The organism is Ideonella sp. P3_A4 (genome assembly GCF_056403075.1).
The window spans coordinates 1-2,149 of record NZ_JBFUGE010000847.1; the positions used below are offsets into that span (position 1 = coordinate 1).

The 2,149-nt window shown below is 68.2% G+C and carries 2 protein-coding genes; both read right to left on the minus strand.

Annotated features, from left to right (window positions below):
* Window positions 1-1,605: ATP-dependent Clp protease ATP-binding subunit (locus tag AC1DYI_RS33545; RefSeq protein ID WP_477208432.1), on the minus strand; the 1,605-nt coding region annotated here is incomplete at its 3' end.
* On the minus strand, window positions 1,605-2,120 hold the full coding sequence (locus tag AC1DYI_RS33550; RefSeq protein ID WP_477208433.1) for a hypothetical protein: 516 nt from the start codon (window positions 2,118-2,120) through the stop codon (window positions 1,605-1,607). The genes AC1DYI_RS33550 and AC1DYI_RS33545, both read right to left, overlap by 1 nt.
* Between the last annotated feature and the right edge of the window lie 29 nt (window positions 2,121-2,149).

The window sequence follows — 2,149 nt, forward strand, 5'->3', positions numbered from 1 at the left end:
GCTCTTGCCCACGCCGGTGGGGCCGATGAACAGCAGCGAAGACAGCGGTTTGCCGGGCGCCGCGAGCCCGGACTTGACCAGCGCGACGACGTCGACCAGGCTGGCCCGCGCCTGCGGCTGGCCGACCAGCCGAGCCGCGAAGTGTTTCGTCACCTCGGACGGYGCGAGGCCGACATGGCGCGAGAACAGGCGCTCGCGGAAATGGAAGTCCGACAGGTAGGCCGCCATCACCTCGGCGCGCCCCACCGTCTGCTTCGCGTGACGCACGGCCAGGCGATCGAGCACGCGCAGCGCCGAGCCCGGCAGCACCTCGTCGCTGGCAAAGCGACGTTCCAGCTTCAGCAGCTCGGCCACCGCCGTCGACTCCACGCGGCAACCGTGGCGCTGCTCGAGCTCCGCGCGGCGCCAGCCCACGATGCGGATGGCGTCGGCGCGCGAAGGCGCATCGACGCGGATGACGCGGAACAGGTCCGCGAAGCGGCGGTCGCGCTGCTGCACCATCTGCCAGGCCTCGGGTGTCGCCTCGCCGATCAGCGTGAAGGCGCGACGCTCCAGCTGCGGACGCAGCACGTCGGCCAGCGTCAGCGAACTCTGCGAACTCTTGCCCATCGCCAGCAGCGCCACCAGGTTGTCGCAGTAGAGATGGTCGGGCTTGTCGATCGCGTGCGTCTCGCGCAGCCGCGACTGCACATGCTGCATCACCACCGCCATGCGGCGCTGCCACTGGCCGATGATGCTCATGCCGGAGATGACCCGCATCGGATCGAGCTGCCAGACCTTCTGCAGTTTGCTGCGCTGGCGCCCCGGCTGGCCGTCGATGTGCCGGCGAACGGCTCCGTGCACCAGCGCGGTCTTGCCGGCGCCGCGCGGCCCCACGAGCACGAAAGCGCTCGCGTCGACGCGGTAGATCGCCTGCTCCACCTCGACGACCTGGGCGTCGCGCAGGATCGCGCGGCCAAGTTCTTCCGGGTAGAGATCGTTCAGGTCGGTAGCCACGCGTGCCATCTCTGTTGGCCCGTCGCCGATGTCGTCTCCGCGCAGCGCCGCGAAGCGCTCGGCCATCGCCTCGAACGGGAAGCGGCCGTTGGCCACGTGCAGCGAAAGCTCCAGCTCGCCGAGTTCGTCGTTGGCACTGGCCAGGCAGCGCAGCGGATCGAATGCCTCGCCGAATTCTTTACGCTGCTCGCGGAAATAGCGCTGGATGCACGCCACCAGGCGTTCGGTGCGCTGCACTTGCGGCACGCCGCCGTCGCCGAGATCGGCCACGATGCCGTCCAGCTGCGGCAGGCACGCGTAGCGCTGTTCGCCGAGCTTGAAGTGCGCCGCAGCGAACACACCCTCGATCCAGCGCCGGCCGGAATCGAAGCCCAGCGGCGCGAGCTCGAAGCGCAGTGGCGGTGTGAAGGCGAGCCACAGGCGCTCGTCCAGCGTCGAACGATCGCTGCGCGTGCCGCGGAAATGGCCCACGATGGCTTGGCGCAGCTTGTTCAGCGCGACTTCGTAGCGCTCGGCAGTCGCTTCGATGTGCGGCAAGAACAGGCAACGCAACTTGTAGCCCGACTCCTTGCGGTGTGCGACCAGCAGTGGGATGCGCAGCGCTTCCATCACGCTTCCTGACCAAGCAGCATGCGGCCGATCAGGGCCTCGAACTGGCAATCGAGCGCGCGCTTCCAGGCCTTCGCGTCGGGAAACTCGCAGCGCAGGTCTGACGCCGGATCGAACAGCTGCCCGTCCTTGATGTGCCGGTGCACAGGCAGTGCATCGAAGAAGTGCTGGCGGTGCACGTTGGCCGGCGTGTCGAACTTGTCCAGCGTCACAGAACGCACCGCCACCCAGATCTCGGCCTTGCGGTCGCCCTCGAACAGGCGCCAGACGCCCGCTTCCAGCCGGAGGAAGTCGAACGCCGCCGGTCCGCGGCATTCAAACTCGAAGCCCACCATGGGGGTGTGCACCTTATCGACTTGCGGCCACGCGAACTTCTGGTACGGCCCGGGCACAGGCTTGGTTTCGCCATCGGTCTCTTTCCGACCGCCCTCTTCGCGCAGCCGCACCACCTGACAGCGCTGTTCGAGGCCCGCCAGCTTGATCACATCGGTCCATGCCGACAGCAGCATCGGCAACAGGCGTGGTGCGGCGTACAGGCCCACCG